Here is a 2,967-nt window from a genome sequence, read left to right as displayed (position 1 = left end):
CGCGGGCCGCCGCGGAAATCGTGCCAATTAGGGCGCGGACCGCCGGGGCGGACGCCCGGCGCACCGCCGCCGGGGCGACCGCGCCAATAGCTGTCGCCCCTGCCCTGCCAGTAACGACGCTGGTCGTCGTTCCAGCGATACGACCGGCGGTAGCGGTCGTAGACGTAGATGCCGGTGCCGGGATAATAATAATCGCCGTACCAGCCCCAATAGCCTGGGCCATAGCCGTCATAATAGCTCGGGCCGTAACCGACCGCGACGCCGCTATAGCCATAGCCGTCATTGCAGGCCGCGACACCCAACCCCGCCGCACCGATCAGCGCCAACAGCGCGATGCGCTTGCGATTCATCGCTTTTCTCCCACGGGGTCGCGCGCGGAGATTGCGCCGCGCATCGATCCGCTATGCCGCGGTTATGGGCCTTTTCGGCTTAAGCGGTGCTGAATTGACGCTTTCTCTCCCGTTCAGCATCGCGGCGAAGCAGCGGCGCGCGTTGTAACGCTGAGTTCATCCCTGCTTAAGCGCAATCTCGCTATTAAAAATTGTCGGCAAAATAACAATCCTTATGCCGCGCGGGAGAGTGGCAATGAATTGCAAGCATATCGCGGTGCTGCCGTTGATCGGCATCGCAAGCATTGCCGCAGCGGCGTGCACCGAACGCTACGGACATGACGGCATTTCAGCCGGCTACGCATCGGGTTATTATAGCGGATACGCGCCTTACTGGGGCTGGTACGGCAATTATTATTACCCCGGCACAGGGGTTTACGTCTAGGATCGCCATCGCCGCGCGCACCATTGGGACGACAACCAGCGCCACTATTGGCAGAATAGAATCGACGCTCGTCGCACTCACCCGGGCGGCACCTCACCCGCGCGCTCACATGATCTGCGGCCGAACTGGCGTGATTTCGGCCATGGAGCGCACGCCGGTCGCCCGAACGCAGGCCATTCCCCGGCTGCACGCCCACATGTCGGTAACCCCGGTCGCGGCCACGCGAGCGGGGGCCAGCACGGCGGCGCTCATCGCCGAGACGGCCATTCCGGCGGCGGACATGCAAACGGCGGACACAACGGGCACAACCCGCACCACTGATCTGCCTCGCCCCGCTTCTTGTGTCCCTGCCTTCACGGGAGCCCAAGGAGAGAGAAAGCGCCGCATCTGGCGGCGCTCCCCTCAATGCCCCGGAAACGCCACCAGCGCGTCGACCCGCAGCCCGTCGCCACGCAACGCCGCCGCGCCGCCGAGATCGGGCAGATCGACGAGGAACTGCGCCTGCGTCACCACCGCCCCTGCCTTGCGCAGCAACCGGATCGCGGCGCGCGCGGTGCCCCCGGTGGCGATGAGATCGTCGACCAGCAACACCCGCGCGCCCGGCGCGAGCGCATCGGCGTGCATCGCGATGCGATCCTGGCCATATTCGAGCGCATAATCCTCGGCGATCGTCGCGCCGGGCAATTTGCCGTCCTTGCGGATCAGCAGCACCCCGGCCTCGAGCGGCACCGCCAGCGCCGCCGCGAACAGAAAGCCGCGCGCCTCGATCCCCGCGACCAGATCGACCGGCCCGTCGGTCGCCGCGACCATCCGCTCGACGCACGCCGCCAGCCCCGCGGGCGACAGCAGGAGCGTGGTGATGTCGCGAAACTGGATGCCCGGCTTGGGGAAATCCGGGATCGTGCGGATCAGTGCCTTGAGATCGTCGTTCGCCATTCTTTCGGTCCTAGATCATGCCGCCTACAATCGCGATCGCCCGTCTTTCCACCCCGGCGCAGGCCGGGGTCCAGTTGCGACCGGCCCGATACTGGGCCCCGGCCTGCGCCGGGGCGGGACGATAGAAGCCTCGCTCTCATCTCAAACGCGAAGCGGCGGCCGTGGGGTTGGTCCCGCGGCCGCCGCTCGGTTTGCCCGCCCCTTCATGCGAAGGGGCAACGCGATTCTCAATGCTTCTGGTCGCGCCACACGTTCTGATAGGCGCCCCAGACGAGGAACAGGAAGATCGCGAGGAACACCACCGTCGCCAGCCCCGCGCCGTGGCGCGATTCGAGGTTCGGTTCGGCGCTCCAGGTCAGGAAGGCGGCGACGTCGCGCGCCATCTGGTCCTTGGTCGCCTTGGTGCCGTCGGCGTAGGTGATCTGCCCGTCCTGGGTCAGCGGCGGCGGCATCGCGATGTTGAGGTTCGCGAACGCCGGGTTGTAGTGCAGACCCTTCGGCGTCTTCGAGCCGGGGAAATCCTTCACCAGTTCGGCCGGCTGATCGCGATAGCCCATCAGCAGCGCATGGACGTAGTTCGACCCGTCCTCGCGCGCCTTGGTGATCAGCGACAGATCGGGCGGCAGCGCATTGTTGTTCGCGGCGCGCGCGGCGATCTCATTGGCAAACGGCGACGGGAAGGGATCGGCGGGCACGTTCTTGCGCGTCGCCGCTTCGCCCGTCTCCGGGTTGATCGTCGGCTGCTCGATCACCCAGGCCTCGGCGATCGCCTTCACCTGGCCGGCCGAATAGCCGATCTTGGTGAGATCGCGGAAGTGGACGTACTTCAGCGAATGGCACGCCGAGCAGACTTCCTTGTAGACCTGGAAGCCGCGCTGGACCTGCTGCAGATCGAACTTGCCGAGCAGCCCCGCCGATTTCAGCCCGATATCCTCGGGGTGAACGTGGAACACGTGCTCGGCGGATTCGGGCGCCGGATCGGTGATGGCGGTCTTGATCGTGCCGAACAGCGCGAAGCCGAGGGCCGCCACGAACGCCGCGCCGATCAGGAGTGCGATGGTACGAACCATTGTCTTATCAGTCCCCCGTTCGGCTCAGTGCGCCAGCGCCGGTTCGGCGTGCGCGGTTTCCCCATGCTTCGCCAGCACCGCTTCGGTGATCGACGTGGGCAGCGGGAGCGGACGCTCCGAACGCGAAATCCACGGCAGGATGATCAGGAAGTGCGCGAAGTAATACATCGACGCGATCTGCCCCATG

At 66.0% G+C, this 2,967-nt stretch carries 3 protein-coding genes and 1 pseudogene; 1 reads left to right on the top strand and 3 read right to left on the bottom strand.

Going from position 1 to position 2,967, the window contains the following annotated elements; all coding sequences use genetic code 11:
* The first annotated feature begins 585 nt into the window (after nucleotides 1–585).
* Complete coding sequence (locus tag BGN95_RS26475; RefSeq protein ID WP_286774556.1) at nucleotides 586–774, top strand: hypothetical protein; 189 nt, start codon at nucleotides 586–588, stop codon at nucleotides 772–774.
* 402 nt (nucleotides 775–1,176) lie between these two features.
* Here the strand turns inward: BGN95_RS26475 and BGN95_RS26470 are convergent, their stop codons facing one another.
* The 3 genes and pseudogenes from BGN95_RS26470 to BGN95_RS26460 form a co-directional block, all read right to left on the bottom strand.
* Complete coding sequence (locus BGN95_RS26470) at nucleotides 1,177–1,710, bottom strand: adenine phosphoribosyltransferase (protein ID WP_179510824.1); 534 nt, start codon at nucleotides 1,708–1,710, stop codon at nucleotides 1,177–1,179.
* Between the two features lie 227 nt (nucleotides 1,711–1,937).
* The gene (locus BGN95_RS26465; RefSeq protein ID WP_265269103.1) at nucleotides 1,938–2,780 is read right to left on the bottom strand and encodes a cytochrome c1; all 843 of its coding nucleotides are present in this window, start codon (nucleotides 2,778–2,780) and stop codon (nucleotides 1,938–1,940) included.
* Nucleotides 2,781–2,804: 24 nt separating this feature from the next.
* Nucleotides 2,805–2,967, bottom strand: a pseudogene (locus BGN95_RS26460) (cytochrome b); the annotation flags it as partial.

It is taken from the genome of Sphingomonas sp. 66-10, assembly GCF_001897045.1.
GTDB lineage: Bacteria > Pseudomonadota > Alphaproteobacteria > Sphingomonadales > Sphingomonadaceae > Sphingomonas > Sphingomonas lycopersici.
The sequence above is the reverse complement of the archived record's forward strand: the minus strand, read 5'-3'. Positions and strand labels throughout refer to the sequence as shown.